At 68.4% G+C, this 18,551-nt stretch carries 17 protein-coding genes; 3 read left to right on the top strand and 14 right to left on the bottom strand.

All coding sequences use genetic code 11. The annotated features are described in order from the left end of the window. Window positions 1-66: 66 nt before the first annotated feature. From QN152_06765 to ugpB, 9 genes are all read right to left on the bottom strand, one after another. Window positions 67-1,230, bottom strand: coding sequence for a site-2 protease family protein (locus QN152_06765; protein MDR7539220.1), 1,164 nt, complete (start codon window positions 1,228-1,230; stop codon window positions 67-69). A 72-nt stretch (window positions 1,231-1,302) separates the two neighbouring features. After that, window positions 1,303-1,977, bottom strand: a complete 675-nt coding sequence (locus QN152_06760; GenBank protein MDR7539219.1) for a dienelactone hydrolase family protein — start codon at window positions 1,975-1,977, stop codon at window positions 1,303-1,305. A 17-nt stretch (window positions 1,978-1,994) separates the two neighbouring features. Beyond that, window positions 1,995-2,852: a M23 family metallopeptidase gene (locus QN152_06755; protein ID MDR7539218.1), complete on the bottom strand. Its 858-nt coding sequence runs from the start codon at window positions 2,850-2,852 to the stop codon at window positions 1,995-1,997. 8 nt (window positions 2,853-2,860) lie between these two features. After that, the gene (locus QN152_06750; protein MDR7539217.1) at window positions 2,861-3,838 is read right to left on the bottom strand and encodes a fused MFS/spermidine synthase; all 978 of its coding nucleotides are present in this window, start codon (window positions 3,836-3,838) and stop codon (window positions 2,861-2,863) included. A gap of 127 nt (window positions 3,839-3,965) precedes the next feature. Beyond that, window positions 3,966-5,225, bottom strand: coding sequence for an MFS transporter (locus QN152_06745; protein ID MDR7539216.1), 1,260 nt, complete (start codon window positions 5,223-5,225; stop codon window positions 3,966-3,968). Window positions 5,226-5,392: 167 nt separating this feature from the next. Further along, window positions 5,393-6,160 carry a glycerophosphodiester phosphodiesterase family protein gene (locus QN152_06740; GenBank protein ID MDR7539215.1) on the bottom strand — a complete coding sequence of 256 codons (768 nt, stop codon included), beginning with the start codon at window positions 6,158-6,160 and terminating at the stop codon, window positions 5,393-5,395. After that, a complete protein-coding gene (ugpE, locus tag QN152_06735; GenBank protein MDR7539214.1) occupies window positions 6,157-7,008 on the bottom strand; it encodes a sn-glycerol-3-phosphate ABC transporter permease UgpE in 852 nt (283 codons plus the stop codon). Before ugpE ends, QN152_06740 begins: the two co-directional genes overlap by 4 nt. Continuing rightward, a complete protein-coding gene (gene ugpA, locus QN152_06730; protein MDR7539213.1) occupies window positions 7,008-7,889 on the bottom strand; it encodes a sn-glycerol-3-phosphate ABC transporter permease UgpA in 882 nt (293 codons plus the stop codon). The genes ugpE and ugpA overlap by 1 nt, the downstream gene beginning before the upstream one ends. Window positions 7,890-7,982: 93 nt before the next feature. Further along, window positions 7,983-9,317, bottom strand: coding sequence for a sn-glycerol-3-phosphate ABC transporter substrate-binding protein UgpB (gene ugpB, locus QN152_06725; protein ID MDR7539212.1), 1,335 nt, complete (start codon window positions 9,315-9,317; stop codon window positions 7,983-7,985). Between the two features lie 212 nt (window positions 9,318-9,529). Here ugpB and QN152_06720 point away from each other — a divergent pair, with 212 nt between their 5' ends. Next, on the top strand, window positions 9,530-10,336 hold the full coding sequence (locus tag QN152_06720) for an HAD-IIA family hydrolase (GenBank protein MDR7539211.1): 807 nt from the start codon (window positions 9,530-9,532) through the stop codon (window positions 10,334-10,336). 6 nt (window positions 10,337-10,342) lie between these two features. Here QN152_06720 and QN152_06715 read toward each other — a convergent pair whose 3' ends face one another. The 4 genes from QN152_06715 to QN152_06700 all read right to left on the bottom strand — a co-directional run bounded on the left by QN152_06715 (window position 10,343) and on the right by QN152_06700 (window position 14,376). Next, a complete protein-coding gene (locus QN152_06715) occupies window positions 10,343-11,239 on the bottom strand; it encodes an ABC transporter permease subunit (protein ID MDR7539210.1) in 897 nt (298 codons plus the stop codon). Continuing rightward, complete coding sequence (locus QN152_06710) at window positions 11,236-12,117, bottom strand: sugar ABC transporter permease (protein ID MDR7539209.1); 882 nt, start codon at window positions 12,115-12,117, stop codon at window positions 11,236-11,238. The genes QN152_06715 and QN152_06710 overlap by 4 nt, the downstream gene beginning before the upstream one ends. A 56-nt stretch (window positions 12,118-12,173) precedes the next feature. After that, on the bottom strand, window positions 12,174-13,466 hold the full coding sequence (locus QN152_06705; GenBank protein ID MDR7539208.1) for an ABC transporter substrate-binding protein: 1,293 nt from the start codon (window positions 13,464-13,466) through the stop codon (window positions 12,174-12,176). 307 nt (window positions 13,467-13,773) lie between these two features. After that, window positions 13,774-14,376: a glycerol-3-phosphate responsive antiterminator gene (locus QN152_06700; protein MDR7539207.1), complete on the bottom strand. Its 603-nt coding sequence runs from the start codon at window positions 14,374-14,376 to the stop codon at window positions 13,774-13,776. Between the two features lie 212 nt (window positions 14,377-14,588). Between QN152_06700 and QN152_06695 the strand changes: the two genes are divergently transcribed. Together QN152_06695 and glpK are read left to right on the top strand one after the other, a co-directional pair. After that, a complete protein-coding gene (locus QN152_06695) occupies window positions 14,589-16,235 on the top strand; it encodes a glycerol-3-phosphate dehydrogenase/oxidase (GenBank protein MDR7539206.1) in 1,647 nt (548 codons plus the stop codon). A gap of 50 nt (window positions 16,236-16,285) precedes the next feature. Next, entirely contained in the window at window positions 16,286-17,812 is a 1,527-nt protein-coding gene (gene glpK, locus QN152_06690) for a glycerol kinase GlpK (protein MDR7539205.1), read from the top strand. Window positions 17,813-17,850: 38 nt separating this feature from the next. Here glpK and QN152_06685 read toward each other — a convergent pair whose 3' ends face one another. Further along, window positions 17,851-18,264: a hypothetical protein gene (locus tag QN152_06685; protein ID MDR7539204.1), complete on the bottom strand. Its 414-nt coding sequence runs from the start codon at window positions 18,262-18,264 to the stop codon at window positions 17,851-17,853. Window positions 18,265-18,551: the final 287 nt, after the last annotated feature.

Below are 18,551 nucleotides of genomic sequence, written 5' to 3'. Positions count from 1 at the left end.
CACCGTCCGGCGATCCGCAGCAGCTCTGTGGAGCCGACGGGATGCAGCGCGCCCCGCCGGCAGGGTTCAGCGCGGTCTGGCCGGCTTCTCCTCGCCTAAGTCCCCGAACTCCGTGTAGACCCGGATGACGTGCAGCAGGTCGCTGCGCGTAATGATGCCTACCAGCGACCCGGCCTCGTCGGTCACCAGCAGGCGCCCGATCTGCTCCTGCCCCATGCAGGTGAATGCCTGGTAGGCGGACGTGGAAGGGCGGACCGTCTTCAGGCTGGCGGAAGGCGTCATCACATCGCGCACCCGCCGCTCCCCCCGCGCCTCCCGTGGCACCGCCCGCACGTCCTGCAGGGTGACCACGCCAAGGAGCCGCTCCCCGTACACCACGGGGAACCCGCCGTGCTTCAGGGGGATGAAGTACTCGGCGATGGCCTCCTCCACGGTGAGGTTGGGGTCGATGGTGTGCAGGTCCCGGGTCATGATCTCCCCCACCCGCACACCGCCCAGGGCGCGCCGCAGCAGGACCTGCTGGTAACCCGCCTGGGCCGCTGCCTGCAGGAACCACCCGATCAACACCAGCCAGAGCCCGCCCACGAACGCCCCGCGGAAGATCTGCACCAGGCCCAGCCCGATGAAGAGCACGGCCACCACCTGACCTCCCTGGGCAGCGGTGCGGGTGGCTCGCTCCAGGTCGCCGCCACGCCGCCACAGCCACGCCCGCAGCATCCGCCCCCCATCCAGGGGAAACCCCGGGATCAGGTTGAAGGTGGCCAGCAACAGGTTGATGAAGGCCAGGTAGCTCACCATCGCCCCCAGGGCTGTGCCCGCGGCCAGGCGGCCCCCCACCCAGAGCAACCCCGCCAGCCCATAGCTGGTCAGCGGTCCGGCCGCAGCGATGGCCAGCTCCGCCTCAGCGGTGGGCGGCTCCGCAGCGATCTGGGCTACGCCGCCGAACATGAAGAGGGTGATGTTGCGGGTGCGCACCCCGTGGCGACGGGCGATGAGGGCGTGGCCGAGCTCGTGCACCAGCACCGAGCCAAAGAGTAAAAGCGCGGAGATGATGCCCATGGCCCAGTAGGTGGGGGAGAGCAGGCCTGGGAACTCCTGCGGGTAGTAGGCTACGGCCAGGGACCAGGAGAGCACCCAAAGCGCAATGAACCAGGAGGAGTGGATGAAGATGGGAATTCCCACCAGCCGCCCCAGTCGAAACCCGCCGCCCATCAGCCACCCCTCCTTCACCAGCCTACCATCCGCAGCGGGCCGGCAGCGCGCCCACACCGTGCCCACCACACCGGGACGCCCGCTGCACCCTCAGCCCGCCAGGTACCGGGTGAACCACGCAGCGGAGAGCCGCGCCACCTCCTCCAGCGCTCCCGGCTCGGAAAAGAGGTGCGTGGCTCCGGGCACCACCACCAGTTGCGCCTCCGCCCGTAGCTGGCGCAAGGCCTCCCGGTTCAGCTCCAACACCGGAAGGTCCTGGCCGCCCACGATGAAGAGGGTGGGAGCACGCACGCGGCCCAGAGCGGCACCGGCCAGGTCGGGGCGTCCGCCGCGGGAGACGATGGCCCCAATGGCCTGCGGGCGGTCCGCGGCTGCGATCAGGGCGGCGGCCGCTCCGGTGCTGGCGCCGAAGTAGCCGATCCGCATGGACTGGATCTGGGGCTGGGCGGCCAGCCAGTCGGTGATGGCCACCAGGCGCTGCGCCAGCAGGGGGATGTCGAAGCGCAGGTGCCGCGTCACGGTGTCCACCTCCTCCTCGGCGGCCGTAAGGAGGTCGGTAAGCAGCGTGGCCAGCCCGGCCTCGGTGAGCACGCGGGCGACGAAGCGGTTACGCGGGCTGTGCCGGCTGCTCCCGCTGCCGTGGGCGAAGAGCACCAGGGCCTGCGCCTTGGGGGGAACGGCCAGGTTCCCTTCCAGGGTCACCGGCCCCGCGGGAACCCTGACCAGCTGCTCATCCAGGTGGGGCCGGTCCGCCGCCTCACTCATAACCTCCCTCCATGGTTCTACGGCTCCGTCAGTGGACCCGCCATCGTCCAGGGGAGCGGATCCACCCGGACTCCGTGGACGCGCATCCCCCAGTGCAGGTGGGGCGCCGTACTCAACCCTGTCGAGCCCACCCGCCCCAGCACATGTCCCTGCCGCACCCGCTGACCGGGGCGCACGGTCACGGCGGCGAGGTGCTGGTAGGTGGTGAAGATCCCGGCACCGTGGTCGAGGATGACGGTGTGGCCGCTGAGCGGCAGCGCCTCCGCCAGAGTGACCAGGCCGTCGTGCGCCGCACGCACGGGCGTCCCCGCGGCCGCCCGTAAGTCCACGCCCAGGTGGTGGCCCCGGGGGAGACCGTTGTAGACGCTGCGCACTCCGTAGGCGGAAGTGACCGGCCCGACCACGGGCCTGCGGAAGACGCCGCGCCACAGCGGCGCCGACAGCGGCCGGCTGGTGGCCGCCGCGACCCGCCGCCGCTCTCGCTCCGCCAGCGCGGGGTCCAGCAGGCCGGGCAGCACCTGCAGCCGGCGCACGCCAAAGGTGCCTGCCCGAACGACGAAGTGCGCCCGGGCGGCAGCCCTGCCCGGACCGGACAGCACGACCTCCACCCTGACCCTGCCCGGCCTGGTCAGCGGGCTCGTGCCCACGAAGGCCTGGTACCTGCCGGCTACGCGATGCAGGGGGACCCTCCGGTCTCCCACCAGCAAGACCGCTGGCGACGCGGCGGTACGCACCCGCACGCGTACCGCCTGTCCCTGCACGATGCTGCCGGGGGCGATCTCCAGAACCATCGCCCAGCCTGCAGGCGGCGGGGGAACGGCCAGCGCTGCGACCAGAACCCCGGCCAGCGCTGCGACCAGAACCCCGGGAGACAACTCGGCCCTCATGGCCAGGGCGGGGACCAGCGGTACAGCGGCACCAGCGAATCCACAGGCGCGTAGTCGTCGGTGAGCACAGGGACATCCGCCACCGGGATCGCGGCCGCGTAGTAGTCGGCGGCGTACTTGACAAAGTCCCGGTACGTCACCCGGGTGGCCAGGGCCCGCGCGCGCCGCAGGATCTCGTCCCGGCCCAGCCCCCGCTCCTGCGAGGCCACCACGATGATGTTGCGGATGACGTCTGCATCCTCGTAGGGACGGAAGGCGGTGGGGAAGAGGTAGAGGCCAGGAAAGACCTCCCCCATGGTCCGGTACATGGCGCGGAAGAGACGGCTGCGGGGGCCCTGCAGCGCGCCGATCAGGTTGGAGAGGACGATTCCTCCCGACGCCAGGCGCGCCCGCGCCAGCTGCATGAACTCCCGCGTGGTCAGGTGGAAGGGAATTGACTCGGCGAAGTAGGCGTCCAGGATGATGATGTCGTAGCGCCGCGCACTCTGCCTCAGGAAGCGGCGGCCATCCTGCACCACGACCCGCAGGCGCAAGTCCGCCGGCAGGCCGAAGAACTTGTTGGCCACGTCCACCACCATCGGGTCCAGCTCGGCCACCTCCACCGTCATCTCCCGGTAGTCGCGCCAGAACCGCTTGGGAATGGACCCACCGCCCAGGCCCACCACCAGCACTATCCCTGCCTGCGGGCGGAAGATCAGGCCGAGGTGCGCGTAGGCGGCGTAGAGGAAGGGGCTGTCGAACGGGTCCTGCAGGTACATCCCGCTCTGGAAGGAGCGGTCGAAGCGCAGGTACCGGGCCACGGCATCCTCCACCACGACCACGTGGTGGTAGGCGCTGTCCGCTTCGAAGAGCACGCGAAAGCCGCCCACCCCCGGCATCTCCGCCCACACCGGAGGTGAGGTTCCCGGCAGGTGGAGCATGCCTAGGACGACGACACAGGCCAGGCAGGCGGTGACGGACAGTCGGTGCCACATGGGCCGAGGGACTCCGTCGAAGTGCATTGTACCTCCCCGGCCTCCCGCACGCATGCCGGAGCTGTGGGGAAGCAGGGACGGTACGGGCCCGCGCCAGGGTGGCCTCCGCTGCCCCGCCCTCACCCCATCACCGGGAAGGGCCGGGCTGCGCGCCTTCCCGTGCCGCCCGGCGCATCAGCAGCGCCCCGGAGAGGGTGCAGGCCGCCGCCAGGGCGAAGATGGCGCGCACACCCAGGCGCGGGATGAGCAGGCCGGCGAGCAGCGGCGCCGTGGAGCCGCGCACGCCCACCAGCGTGTTGAAGATGGCCACGTAGTGGACCACCTGGCCCGCCGGGGCGAAACTCAGCAGCGCCGTCAGCCATCCCAGGTCCACCCCGGCCGAGACGACCCCATCGCTGGCGCCGGCCAGCATTACCACCCAGGGGCTTGTAGCCAGGAGGTAGACCAGCGGCGTGAGGGTGCCCACGAGGAAGACCAGGACGAGGGCCCCTGGGGCGCTGCGCTGATCGATCACTCGGCCCCACCGGTAGTAGGCCACGAGCCAGGCCCCCGAGGTGACGGCGCCCAGCAGACCGACCTGGAAGTTGGAAGCGTGCAGCACGTCTACCAAAAGCAGCGGGACCGCCGGCCCCATCAGCCAGGCACCGAAGCCGAACACGAAGAACGCCCCCAGGAAACGGCGAAAGCGCCAGTCCTGGCGCAGTGCCCTCCAGGCCGCGCCGGCCGCCGGGCGCTCCAGCGTCTCCCGCCGCAGCGGGAGGCGCATGCGGCCGAACGCCTGGGCACCGGCCACGCCGAAGGCCGCGGCCCCGGCGAAGACGACTTGAAAGGGCACCGCCTGCATGATCCGCCCACCCAGCAGCGCGGCACCGATCCAGGCCGCGGCCATGCCTGTGCGCACCATGGCCATGATGCGGGCGCGCAGATCCTGCGGGTAGACCGCGCCCATCACCTCGGCATAGCCCAGGGCGGCCGCCGAAGCCACACCGTGGTAGAGGAGGACCAGCGCCAGATACAGGCCCGGGGTGCGGACGAAAGGCATGAGCAGGAAGAGCCCCCGGCCCACCGACTGCGTCCACACCACTAGGCGCACCGGATCCGCCGCCCGCAGGAGGCGCACCCACAGCAGCGAGAGGAGCATGGCCAGGGCAGAGGCGGCGACCAGCAGCGATACCTCTAGAGGAGAGGCCCCCAGCCGGCGCCCCATCACCGGGATGAACGGGATGGTCAGGCCCCCGAAGGCCCCGAAGAGCGCCGCGGAGATGAAGTCGGTGCGGGCGTTGGCGCGGATGGTCCCCGGCTGCGCAGTGAGCCAGCGATCGACATACCGCAGACGGCCCAACACCAGCGCCCGCCCCACGGCGGCGCGCAGGGTCTCCGCCCTCATCTGCCTGCCTTTCCACCTCCGCGCCGTCCTCTTCGATCCGGACGGCACACTGACCGGCACTCCTCGCCCGGCTGGTATCAATTCTACGCACACATGGCCATCTCGCAGCGGAAGCCCGACCCGGCCCGCCTGGTGCATGGACTCCGCTGCTCGGGAAGACGGGCTTTTCAGGTTCTCGCCGGAGGCGGGAGGGGGAAACGCAGACCAGCCAGGACCGTCCGCAGCCGCTGTGGGTGGTTGGTCATCACCCCGTCGACCCCCATGGCCACCACACGGGCCATCTCCTCCGGATCGTCGACGACCCAGGTCTCCACCCCCAGCCCGGCGGCATGCGCCGCCTCCACCACGTCCGAGGACAGCAGCGACCAGTGCGGGTGTAGCAGGTCGGCACCGGCATCCCGGGCCAGCCGCAGCGGATCCACGGGCCGGGCTACGTAGAGAACCGCCCTGGGCACCTTCGGCAGGTGGGCGCGCACCTCCAGCAGCAGCGGGTGATCGAAGGAGGAGACCGTGACCGCAGGGTGCCCGGATGCGCTGATGACCGCAGCCACCCGCCCGGCTATCTCCGCAGAGGGCAGCGGGCCGGGTTTGAGCTCCACGATCACACGCACCGGGCGCAGGAGCGCCAGCGCCTCGGCCAGCGTGGGGATGCGCTCGCCGGCAAACTCTTCGGCGAACCACCGCCCCGCATCCAGCCGCCGCAGCGCCGCCAGCGGCAGCGTACCCACCGGACCCCGGCCGTCCGTGGTCCGCTCCAGGAGATGGTCGTGGATGACCACCGGCACCCCGTCGCTGGAGAGGTGCACGTCCAGCTCTACGCCGTCCACGCCGGTGGCCAGGGCCCGGCGAAATGCCACCGCGGTGTTCTCCGGCGCCTCGGCGGACGCACCCCGGTGGGCGATGATATGCACGGGGCGCCGGGCGGCGCCGCTCATTTCTCCGTCTCGGTCAGCCCCTTGACGAACCACCGCTGCATGACCACCACCACCGCCACCGGGGGGAGCATGGCCAGCAGGGCCGTGGCCATGATGATGGGCCAGTCCACCAGGGCCTCCCCTGTGCCGATCATCTTGGTGATGCCGATGACCACCGTCTCCATGCGCTGGCTGGTGGTAATAAGCAGGGGCCAGAGGTACTGGTTCCAGCCGTAGATGAAGAGGATGACGAAGAGGGCGGCGATGGTGGTGGAGGAGAGCGGCAGGAGGATGCTCCAGAAGAAGCGCATGGGCCCGGCGCCGTCCACCTTGGCCGCGTCCACCAGCTCGTCAGGCACGGTGAGGAAGAACTGGCGGAAGATGAGGGTGGCTGTGGCAGAGGCGATGAGGGGGACGGTAAGCCCGGGAAAGGTGTTGATCAGGCCCAGGTCAGAGACCACCTTAAACGTGGGGATGATGCGCACCTCCACCGGCAGCATCAGGGTGACGAAGATCATCCAGAAGAAGAACATGCGCAGGGGAAACTGGAAGAAGACCACGGCGAAGGCCGAGAGCAAAGAGATGGCGATCTTCCCCGTAGAGATGGTCAGGGCCATGATCAGGCTGTTGCGCATCATCTGTCGCACCGGCGCCCCCCGGATGCGCTCCCCGCTGCCCGTGCTCCAGGCCTGGACGTAGTTCTGCGCCAGGCGGGGGCCGGGGAGCAGCCCCATCTCCCCCCGGCTCACCGTCCCCAGGTCGTGGGTGGAGCCGACGAAGGCCAGGTACACGGGGAAGGCGAAGACGGCCACTCCCAAAAGCAGGATCAGGTGGGTCCCCCAGTCGCTCCGCCGCCAGCGCCGCGCCATCAGTAGTACACCCGCCGCTCGATGTACTTGAACTGGAGAGCCGTAAGGGTGATCACCACCAGGAGCAGGACCACCGACTGCGCGGACGAGCCGCCCAGGTCCAGGTTGATCACCCCGTCGGTGTAGACTTTGTAAATTAGCGTCTCCGTGGCCTTGCCCGGGCCGCCGCGGGTCAGCGAGTGGATGACCCCGAATGTGTCGAAGAAGGCGTAGATCACGTTGACGATGAGGAGGAAGAACGTGGTCGGCGAGAGCATAGGGAAGGTCACCTTCCAGAAGCGCTGCCGTCCGCCCGCCCCATCCACCGCCGCCGCCTCCAGCAGCGAGGGGGGAATGGACTGCAACCCGGCCAGGAAGAAGATGAAGTTGTAGGAGACCTGCCTCCACGCCGAGGCCAGGATGACCAGCAGCAGGGCGTGCGTCCCCTTCAACGTGTAGTCCCAGGGGATTCCCGCGCGCACCAGCGCCCGCCCCAGCAATCCAATGGACGGATGAAAGATGAACAGCCACAGCGCGGCGGCCACCGCCGGTGCCACCGCGTACGGCCAGATGAGCAGGGTCTTGTAGACGGTGGCGCCGCGGATCTGTCTGTCTGCCGTCGCCGCCAGGAGCAGCCCGGCGGACATGGCCAGCAGGACCACGGCGGTGGAGAAGACGAAGGTGGTGCGCAGCGCCCCCAGGTAGAACGGGTCAGCGAGTATTCGCCGGAAGTTGTCGAACCAGACGAACTCGGTGCGCAGGCCGAAGGGGTCCTGCCGCAGGGTGGACTGGAGGACGGCCTGGACGGCCGGCCAGTAGAAGAAGACCAGTACCACCGCCAGCTGCGGCGCCACCAGGAGGTAGGGCAGCAGGCGGCCGGGGAAGATGGCGCGGCGGGTCATGGTGCGGAGCGGGGCACCACGCCAGACGGCCCCGCCGGCAAACCTTTCGCAGGCGGGGCCGTCCGGACCTCCCTCAGATCCGCGGACCGGGGATCACTGTCCCACCGTTTGCTGGAAGCGGCGCAGGATCTCGTTGCCGCGGCGCACCGCGTTGTCCAGCGCCTGCCTGGCAGTCTGCTGCCCCTGGAACGCCTTCTCCACCTCCTCGTAGATGACCACCCGGATCTCCGGCATGTTCCCCAGGCGCAGCCCCTTGGAGTTCTTGGTGGGTGGGGTACGGGTGAGCTGCTTGATGGGCAACTCCGCCCAGGGGAACCGCTGGTAGTAGCCGGTGGCCATGGCCAGCTGCATCCCCGTGTAGGTGATGGGCACGTAACCGGTCTCCTGGTGCCACTTGGCCGTCTCCTCCGAGGAGCTCAGGAACCGGAAGAACTCGGCCACCCCGCGGTACTCGTCAGCCGTCCGCCGCGGCGAGGTCATCACCCAGAAGGCCGCGCCGCCGATGATGGAGTTCTTGGGCGCGCCCTTGACGTCGTCGTAGTAGGGGAGGAAGGTGATCCCCCAGTCGAACTTGGCCTCGCGGGAAATCCGCCCAAACAGCGCCGAAGAGGCGGTGAGCATGGCGCACTCCCCGGACGGGAAGAGGGAATCGCCGGCCGCATCCCGCCCGCCGTACTTGAACGAGCCCTCTTTGAGCATGTCCACCAGGAACTGCAGGTGGCGTACGTAGAGGGGACCGTTGATGGTCAGCTCGGCGTCGAAGCCCTCGAAGCCGTTGGCCCTGGTGGCAAACGGCACGTCGTGGATAGCGCCGAAGTTCTCAAACTGCACCCAGGTCGGCCAGGCCGTGGAGAGGCCGCAGGGAGCGGCATTGGCCGCACGGATGCGCTGCGCCGCCGCCCGCACCTGAGCCCAGGTCTGCGGTGGGACGTTGGGGTCCAGCCCGGCCTTGCGGAAGGCGTCCTTGTTGTACCAGAGGACCGGGGTGGAGCTGTTGAAGGGCATGGCCACCATGCGACCGGCGGCGTCGCTGTAGTACCCGCGGACGGCCGGCAGGTAGATGGTAGGGTCAAACGGCAGGCCCGCCTCCTTGAAGAGCTGGTAGACGGGCTTGATGGCCGGACCGGCGGCCATCATGGTGGCGGTACCGACCTCGAACATCTGCACGATGTGCGGTGCATTGCCCGCGCGGAACGCGGCGATGGCCGCCACCATGGTCTCCGGATACGACCCCTTGAACGTGGGGTTGACCCGGAACCGGGTCTGCGCGGCGTTGAACCGGGAGGCGATCCCCTCCAGGGACTCACCCAGCGGGCCGCGCATGGCGTGCCAGAACTCGATAGTGACGCGCTGGGCGTACACGGGCGGCGAGGCCAGTGCCAGCAGCGCCGTCAGGCATACGGCAGTTACCCATCGGACCTTCATCATCCACCCCCGTCAAAGAGAAAATCCCGCCGGGCCCCCCTGCTGCACCGGCAGGACTCTCTCCGAATCTCCGTCCCACCACAGCCACAAATTGTCCATGTCTCTTATACCACGGGAAGCGGGGTGTGACCAGTAGCCTCAGAGGCGTAGACAGGAACCCGTCATCGGCGGAAGGAACTTGAACTCTGCGCGCCCTGGCGCGATAGGTAACTGATATGGGAAGACCACCACTGCGGCCGGCCCGTCTGTACTCAGGATACGCCTTCGACCTCGACGGCACCATCTACCTGGGCGACACGCTGTTGCCGGGAGCTGCGGAGACCGTGGCAGCGCTTCGCCAAGCCGGCGCGCGCGTCGCCTTTCTCTCCAACAACCCGCTGCGGACACGCTCGGAGTATGCGGACAAGTTGACCCGCCTGGGAATCCCCACGCCGCCCGATGACGTGATAAACTCCTCGCTGGTGCTGGTGCACTACCTGCTAGCCACCGCCCCTGGCGCGTCTCTTTTCGTCATAGGCGAAGAGTCGGTGAAAAGGGAGTTGCGCGCGGCGGGCTTCAGCCTGACAGAGGATCCCCACCGGGTGGACTACGTAGTCGCCTCCTTCGACCGAACCTTCGACTACCGCAAGCTGAAGATCGGTTTTGACGCGCTGCGCGCCGGAGCTCGCTTCATCGCCACTAACCAGGATGCCTACTGCCCCACACCGGACGGAGGCCTCCCCGACTGTGGCGCGGTCATTGCAGCGCTTGAAGCCAGCAGCGGACGGCAGGTGGAGACCGTGGTGGGCAAGCCATCACCAATCATGGGGCGTGTCCTTCTGCAGCGTCTGGGCACCGCGCCTGCCGACTCCCTGCTGGTGGGAGACCGCCTGGAGACCGATCATGCCCTGGGCCTGGCCGTGGGCATGGCCACAGCGGTGGTGCTGACGGGGGTCACCACCCGCGAGGCCGCGCTGGCGGCACAGCCGCGACCGGACTACATCCTTGAATGCGTCTCTCAGGTGCTCCCGGCATCCCCCTAGGGCGACCTACTTCTCCTGCCCCAGACTGATACTCTGCACGAAGCTTCGTTGCAGGAGCAGCAGCACCACCAGCGGGGGAAGCATGGCCATCATGACGCCAGCCATGATCACGTTCCATTCCGCCTGGGCGTCCGTGGCCACCAGCATCTTGATGCCAATCTGCACCACCCGCATCTCGTGGGAAGTGGTGACGATGAGAGGCCACAGGTACTGGTTCCACATGTACACAAACTCCACCATGAAGAGCGCGGCCAGGTTGTTGCGGGAAAGTGGCAGCAGGATCTGCAGCAGGAAGCGAAGCGGCCCAGCCCCATCAATGCGTGCCGCCTCTGACAGCGAGGCCGGAACGGTCAGGAAGAACTGACGAAATAGGAGGGTGCCGGTGGCGCTGGCGAAGAATGGGACGGTGAGGGCGGTATAGGTGTTGATCCAGCCCAGTCGCTGCATGAGCTGGTAGGTAGGGACGATGCGCACCGGCAGGGGCAGCATGTGGGTGATCAGGATAAGCACGAAGAAGAAGCCCCTGGCCCGAAAGCCGCGGAAATAGGTGAAGGCAAACGCCGCGAGCACGGAAAACACGATCTTCCCCAGGGGGACGAGGAGCGAAATGCCGGTGCTGTTCAGAAGCAGCCTGCCCATGCCCACTTTCCGCCACGCGGCGGCGTAGTTCGCCAGCAGCGCATCCCCCGGAAGCAGTTTCGGCGGGTAGCTGAACACTTCCTGAAAGGTATGGGTACTGACCACGATAGCGTAGTAAACAGGGAAGATGACAACCAGTGCCGCTATGATGAGCAGCAAGTGCAGCAGGATCAGGCGTGCGACCCGAAGGAGCCGCAGCGGGTGGTAAGCAGCTCTCCGCAGGGGCAGAGCACCTGTAGCCACCTTGTCTCCCACTGCACTCACGTGTAGAAGACCCTCCGCCCGGCGTAGCGGAACTGGAGCACAGTGAGCGCAGCCACCAGGACAAAGAGGAGCACCGACTGTGCTGAAGCCTGACCCCAGTTGATACTGACGAACCCATCCCGGTAGAGCTTGTACACCAGGACGTCGGTGGCACGGGCCGGCCCGCCCTGTGTCAACACGTCGATCAGCCCGAAGACTTCAAAGAAGGCATACAGGGAGTTAGTGATGAGCAGGAAGAATGTCACCGGCGACAGCAAGGGAAATGTCACCGCCCAGAAGCGGTGCCAGGCTGAGGCGCCATCAACCGCGGCCGCCTCCGCCAGCTCTTCCGGCACCGCCTGCAGGCCGGCCAAGAAGAACATGATGTTGTAGCCGAGGAGTTTCCAGGCCGCCGCCAGGATAACGACCAGGAGGGCCAGGCTACCGCTCATCATCCAGTTGGGCGCTGCGCCCGTCATCTCGCGCAGCGCGAAAGTGATGAGGCCCGTGGAGGGCTCAAAGAGCAGTGCCCAGATGGTTCCAGCCACGGCAGGGGAGAGTGCATACGGCCAGATGAGGGCTGTCCGGTAGATGCCAATTCCCCGCAGGCTCCGGTTCACCAGCGCCGCCATGGCCAGTGACGCGCTCAGGCTGAGCAGCACCGTGCCAGCCGTGAACAGGACGCTAACCCGGATGCTGTGACGGTACTCCTCCGAGGCCAGCAGGCTGGTGAAGTTCTCCAGGCCTACGAATCTCCCCGCTCCGGTGAAGGGGTTGATGCGGGAGAGGCTCTGGAGGAGAGCCTCTCCCGAGGGGATCAGCAGGAAAATTAGAACTATAGCCACAGACGGCGCCACCAACAGATAGGGCAAGCCGCGATCGGGGAAATGCCCTTCCACGCTCTCACCAGCCAGGAGCAGGCCGCTGGCCGCAGTCCATGGGGCCGACGGCCCTGCTACTTGTAGGTCTTGAGGTACTCGTCCAGCACCTTGTTGGCTTCATCTGCTGCCAGGCGCACCGCTTCTGCCGGAGTCATCCGGCCGCTGAAGATTCGCTCCAGCATGGTGTCGGTGATGTCGCGGATCTGGACGAAATTCCCCAGCAACACGCCCCGGGTCGCTCCGGTGTCCGGGCCGAGCTGGATCTGCTTAAATGCAGTCAGGAAGTTGGGGTTCTTGGCAAACCAGCCCTCGGACTCCAGCAGCCTGACCGCAGATTGCGTGGCCGGGAAGTATCCCGTATCGCGGTGCCATTGCGCCGTCTGGGTCGGCTGGTTCAGGTACTTGAAGAAGGCCACGATGGCATCCAGTTCGCTCCTGGAACGCCCGCGTCCTTTCAACACCCATAGCGACGCTCCACCGATCACCGACTTGCCGCGAGGCTGTCCGGGAATGCGTGGTAGGAAGGCCGTGCCCACCGCAAACTTGGCCCCGCGCTCGATGGTGCTGACCTGCGAGGTCGACTGCATCAGCATCGCCACTTCGCCCGCGAGGAACGCCCGATTGGGCGCGTACTCTCGGCCGCCGTACACGAGCAGTCCTTCCCTGGCCCACGTCGCCCAGCGAGAAGCCAGATAGACGCCGAAGGGTTGATCGAAGAGGACCTTTGACGCACGCGCCGCTCGGCCGTTCTCGTTGTTGGCGTAGTACTTGTTGTGGTAGGCAAACATTTGCTCGAAGATCCAGGCGGGCCACCCGAAGGTGACGGCACCGCGCGCCACACCACTGCGCAGGATCTGCCGACCCATCTGCTCCAGCTCGTCAAAGGTCTGAGGCGGTCGCTCTGGATCCAGTCCAGCCTTGCGGAAGATATCCTTGTTGTAATAGAGGATGGCCGTGGAGGAGTTGAACGGCATTGAGTACAGTTTCCCTCGCACGGTGTAATACTTGAGGATCGGATCGATATAGTCCGCGAAATTGATCTCCCCGGGCGGGACGAGGTCGGTCACCGGGATGATGGCACCGCTGTCGATCATCGTCTGGGTTCCCACCTCATAGACCTGGACGATGTGCGGCGGATTGCCTGCCCGGATAGCGGCGATGGCCTTCGTCAGCGTCTCCGCGTAGCTACCGGTAAAGAGAGGCTCCAGCGTGTAGTTGGGATAGGCCCGGTTGAACCCTTCGGCGATACCCTTGGTGATCGCTTCATATCGCGCCCCGCCCATGGCATGCCAGAGGGTAATCTTTACAGGGCCCTGGGCGTAGGCCGCACCGCCGGCGGAGAGCAGTGCCAGCATCGCCATCAGCATTAGTCCTGCACGCCCCAACTTCACGGTTCCACCCCCTTTCTTGCGTCGCAAGCGTGTGGCAAGAGAGGTCCAGCCCGTGCGTACGCCCCATACGCCCGTCATGCGATCGCCATCACCCCCTTTAAGAACAAATCCCGCCGGCCCAACTCCACGCCGGCAGGACTCTCTCCGAATCTCTGTCCCACCACAGCCGCAGATTGTCTACCGTCTTATAAATAACACGGAGCGAGGGCTCTGGCCAGCCTCCAGCGCAGCCCCAGCAGCGCACAGCAGGGGATGATGATAAAGGGGCTCGATTCTTGGGGCCCTAGCCGGGGGCTGCCTTCCCGGCGGTCAGATCCAGGGCCCACAGGTTGCGGGTGCTGGTGGAGATGGCCAGCGCTCCCGCGCGCAGGACGGCCTGTACTTCCTCCCGCGTGCGGATGAACCCCCCGGCGATTACCGGGATGTTCCAGGTGCGGATTTGGGCGGAGAGCGCCGGGTATATCAGGCCGGGCAGGATCTCCACCGCATCCGGAGCGCAGGAGCGCATCATCTTCGCAGCGGTGTCCAGGGAGGCTGAATCCAGCATGAAGACCCGCAGCACCGCCAGCAGCCCCTCCTGACGCGCGGCGTGGATGAGGTGGCCGCGGGTGGTGATGATGCCGGCGATCCCGGGGATGGAGCGGACGAACTGCACGGCCGCGCGGTCCGCCGATAGGCCTTCGGTGAGGTCCAGGTGCACCAGCACCTGCTTGCCCGACTGGACCAGGCGCCCCACCAAACCGGGAAGGGAGACGACACTTCCGGTGAGGAGGAAGGCCGTCGCCACCGGCGCGGCCATGGCCGCGGGCACGACGGCGTCGGTGCGAATCGCCGCGATAATCGGGCGGGTGCGCAGCGGGCTCCAGGGATCCTGAGGGGAGGTCACAGCACAGCTGAGTTCTCGGCCGGCGTGGGACGCTCCTGTGCCCGGCCGGGCAGGAGAGGCCGCGCGCCGGGTAGAAAGGATTCGGCAGCGTGTAGCCCCGGGCGTGGCAGGATGGAGCTGCGGAGAAAGTCCTGCCGGCTGCCAGGCAGTCCAGCCGGCAGGGCTTTTTCATGCACGCCTGGTCGGTACCTGCATGGGAGCGCACACAGACCATGGCCCTCACCGCTCGCGGTGACCATCTGGTCAGGCTCGCTGCCGGAGTGGACGTGCTGGTGATTGGGGGCGGCATCACCGGCGCGGGGGTGGCTCTGGACGCGGCCACCCGCGGGTACCGCGTCGGGCTGGTGGAGCAGGCTGACTTCGCCAGCGGAACCAGCAGCCGTTCCACCAAGCTGGTCCACGGCGGCCTGCGCTACCTGGCCCGCGCCGAGCTGGGGCTGGTGGCGGAGGCGCTGCGCGAACGAGGGCGCCTGCTGCAGCTGGCCCCTCACCTGGTCCAGCCGCAGCCCTTCCTGCTGCCTCTGTACAGCCGCATGGCCCGGCCAGTCGGTCTGCATCTGCCGCCGCCCCTGCGCGGCTGGACGGCGCCTGCCGTCGGCCTGGTCCTGTGGGGCTACGACCGGCTTGCCCGGGCGGACCGGCTGCGTCACCGCCGGCTGACCGCCGCAGAGGCAGCCGCACTGGTGCCGGCCCTGCGGACGGACCGCCTGCAGACCGCCTTCCTCCTATACGACGCTGCGGCCGACGACGTGCGGCTGACCCACGCCGTCCTGGCCACGGCGCGACGGTTTGGTGCCGTGACGGTGAACTACGCCCGTGCGGTGTCGCTACTGCACGACCGGGGCCGGGTGGCTGGTGCAGTGGTCGAGGACCGGCTCACCGGGCGCAGCGTGGTGGTCCGCGCCCGCCACGTGGTTAACGCCACCGGCGTGTGGGCGAAGGAGGTGGCCGCCCTGGACGACCGGCCCTCCTTTCGCCTCCGGCCCAGCAAGGGCGTGCACCTGGTGCTGCGCCGGGAGGTCCTCGGCGCCCAGGTGGCCCTCATCCTGCCAGAGACTGAGGACGGGCGGATCGCCTTTGTGGTGCCCTGGGGAGGGCGCGCCCTGCTGGGGACCACCGACGATCCGTACACAGGACCGCTGGAGGCGCCGGCGGCCTCCCGGGAGGAGGTGGCCTACCTCCTGCGCCACGCCCGGCTGTACCTGCGCCGGGTGGAGAGCGCAGATGTGGTCGGCGCCTGCGCAGGCCTGCGGCCGCTGGTGGAAGCAGGTGGCGGGCGCGTCGCCGACCTCTCCCGCCGGCATGCCGTCGTGGAGTCTCCCCGCGGCCTGGTGAGCATCATCGGCGGGAAGCTGACCACCTACCGGCAGATGGCCGAGGACACCGTGGACCTGCTGGCACGTCGCGACGGGGGAGGCCGTCCCTGCCGCACCGCCACCCTCCCTCTTGCCGGGACAGAGCGGCTGGCTGAGGCCCGCCAGGCTCTGGCAGGCAGCGGGCTGGCGGCGGAGCAGCAACGGCATCTGCTGCGCTCCTACGGCGGCACGTCGACGGAGATCCTGGCCCTGGGCGGGGCAGAGCCCACCCTGCTGCGCCCCCTGGTCGACGACCTGCCCGTCCTGGCGGCGGAGGTGGCCTACGCCTGTCGCCAGGAGATGGCAGTGACGCTAGCCGACGTAATGTTCCTGCGCACCCGCCTGAGCGTGCTGGCCGAAGACGCCGGGAAAGGTGTGGTGGACCGGGTCAGCGCACTGATGGCTGCCGAGCTGGGGTGGAGTGCTGACGAACGCAGCCGCCAGTGGGAACAGTGGGAGGCGACGGTGTACCGCGAGCGGGAAGGGCTCGCGGCGCTCGCCTGAGGGGTGGGGCAGCATGACGTCCGCGTTCAGGCAGGCACCAGGAGGTGTACGTGGCTGAGCAGAGCTACGCAGCAGCACTGGATCAGGGGACGACCGGTACCCGCTGCATCCTCTTCACCCACGACGGGCGGGTGTGGGCCACCGCCTACCGCGAGCACCGGCAGATCTACCCCCAGCCAGGCTGGGTGGAGCACGACCCGCTGGAGATCTGGGAGAACGCCGGTGCGGTCCTGCGCCAGGCCCTGGCGCAGGGCGGCGTCAGACCCGCACAGCTCTGCGGCCTGGGCATCACCAACCAGCGGGAGACCACGCTGCTGTGGGACCGCCGAAGCGGCGCGCCCCTTTGCAACGCCATCGTCTGGCAGGACACGCGCACGCGGGAGATCTGCCAGCGGATCATCGACGACGGCTTCGAGCCCTACCTGCGGCAGCACACCGGCCTGGTCAGCGCCACGTACTTCTCCGGCCCCAAGCTGGCCTGGATCCTGGGGCACGTCCCGGGGGCGCGCACCCTGGCGGAGCGCGGGGCGGCGCTGTTCGGCACCGTGGACACCTGGCTGATCTGGTGGCTCACCGGCGGTCCGAAGGGCGGCGTGCATGTCACCGACTGCACCAACGCCTCACGGACCATGCTCATGGACCTGGCCGCCCTGGACTGGGACGACGAAGTCCTCCGCTACCTGGGCATCTCCCGAAGCTGCCTCCCGGCCATCCGGCCCTCCAGCGACCTCTACGGGACTACGCGCTCCGACGGGCCAGCCGGCGGGGAGGTGGCGGTCTGTGGCGACCTGGGCGACCAGCAGGCGGCACTGGTCGGCCAGACCTGCTACGACCCCGGAGAGACCAAGAACACCTACGGTACCGGCAACTTCCTGCTGATGAACACCGGCCAGCGGATCGTCCCCTCGGGGAGCGGCCTGCTGACCACCGCCGCCTACAGCCTGGGCCGGAGGCAGCGGGCGTACGCCCTGGAGGGGTCCATCGCCATCACCGGGGCTGCGGTGCAGTGGCTGCGGGACAACCTGGGGCTGATCGCCACGGCGGCGGAGAGCGAAGCTGTTGCTGGGTCGGTGGAGGATACCGGGGGCGTCTACTTCGTGCCCGCCTTCTCCGGGCTGTTCGCGCCGCACTGGGACATGTACGCCCGCGGGGTGATCGTGGGGCTGACCCGCTACACCGACCGGCGCCACCTGGTCCGCGCCACCCTGGAAGCCATCTGCTACCAGACCCGCGAGGTGGTGGAGGCTATGGAGCGGGACGCCGGATTCAAGCTGGCTGCGCTCAAGGTAGATGGCGGGGCCGTGCGCAACGACTTCCTGATGCAGCTCCAGGCGGACATCCTGGGGGTGCCCGTGGTGCGTCCCACGGTGAGCGAGACCACGGCCCTGGGCGCCGCCTACATGGCGGGGCTGGCCACGGGGTTCTGGGGCGGGCTGGAAGACCTGCGCGCCAACTGGCGCGGGGATCGCATCTTCGAGCCCCGCTGGTCCACGGAGCGGCGCGAAGCCGGCTACCGGGGGTGGAGGAGGGCGGTGCAGCGCAGCCGGGAGTGGGTGGAGCGACCTTCGGCGCCGTGAGCCCAAGCCCTCCCTGGCGACTGCATCGATCCCCGTCCTCAGCGCACGCCCAGTACCTTCCCCGCGCGGTTCACGTCACGGGCCTTCACCCAGAGGATGGCGCCGAACCGCCCGCCGCCGGCGGCCAGGGCGTCGGTGGCGGTGACGTTAATCTTCGCTGCCCCCAGGCGGGTGAAGTAGTCCACCAGGGCGCCGACCCGATCGTTGCCCTGGATGACGAAGGCCTTCTTCGGACCGACCACCTTCCAGCCGGCGGCGCGGGCCGCGGCCCTGAACCTCGCCGCGTTGGCGGGGACGAAGTCCACCTGCGTGCGCCGGCCATGCGGGAAGGCGTGCACCGCCAGCAGGTTGACCCGGGACTTCTTCAGGTGGGCAAGAATGCGCGCGCCCTCTCCCGGCCTGTCGGGCACGTCGATGTAGTAATAGTCCACCGTGCGGACCTTGTCCGGCATCGCTATCCCTCCAGTCGCTGCGGCACCCGCTTGGGGACTGCTCCCCCGGATCCCGTGTGGCCCTGGGGAGCACCCTGCCAGCAAAGCGCAGTGCCCCTTGGGCGGAGGCCGCCGGGGCCGGATGGCCCGGCGGACCTCCCCACGGGCGCAGCGGGCTCTAGCCTTCCTCTTCCTCCGAACTCGACCAGAGCGGCCCGGTATAGTCGTCCGCCCCGCTCATGCCCCCGGGCTCGCCCGTGCCTCCCATTCCCGCCTCCGGCCTCTCGCCAGCGTGGGCGGCCGGATCA

It is taken from the genome of Armatimonadota bacterium (assembly GCA_031459715.1).
GTDB lineage: Bacteria > Sysuimicrobiota > Sysuimicrobiia > Sysuimicrobiales > Humicultoraceae > Humicultor > Humicultor tengchongensis.
This window is presented reverse-complemented; position numbering and strand designations above follow the sequence as displayed.